The following is a 529-nucleotide window of genomic DNA, read 5'->3' on the forward strand; positions in this document are numbered from 1 at the left end:
TCCGTAAAGTGGTAAACTCTTTACTGACTGTTAGGGCTTGATAGAAATACAGGCAATATAACCATATTCCATGTCAAATCTGTTAAAGAACTATCGAAAAAAGCACCAAGTTTAGGTCTAAAAACAAAGAAAAAGTAAGGATGGGGACGATGAAAATAAAAAGAATTAATTGGTTATCACGAGAAGCTTTAGAAGCTGAAGTAGTAGTAACCGATGCAGAGTCTGAGATAACTTGTTTCGCCCACCCCTTAAATTATAAAGAAGATAGCGAGTTAAAAGATCCGATTTATTGCCACGATGTTACAGACCTTGTTAAGGCAGAAAAAGAAGTCCATCTGATTGAGAAGTTAGACGGACATTTTGAATATAGTTTCACAGGAGAATTAGTTGATAAGCAACTCGAATTAGTGAAAATCGGGCAATTTTTATTAGAATTGGATACCGATTGGCCGGGTGATATAGAAGATGGTGACTTTGTATCCTTTATTTCTAAAAGATTAGACATAATTTAAAATATATCTTAATATAT

The 529-nt window shown here is 33.8% G+C and carries 1 protein-coding gene; it reads left to right on the forward strand.

Going from position 1 to position 529, the window contains the following annotated elements; genetic code table 11:
* The first annotated feature begins 149 nt into the window (after window positions 1-149).
* Complete coding sequence (locus tag BTA30_RS22330; protein WP_076764266.1) at window positions 150-512, forward strand: hypothetical protein; 363 nt, start codon at window positions 150-152, stop codon at window positions 510-512.
* Window positions 513-529: the final 17 nt, after the last annotated feature.

This window comes from Bacillus swezeyi (assembly GCF_001969815.1).
Classification (GTDB): domain Bacteria; phylum Bacillota; class Bacilli; order Bacillales; family Bacillaceae; genus Bacillus; species Bacillus swezeyi.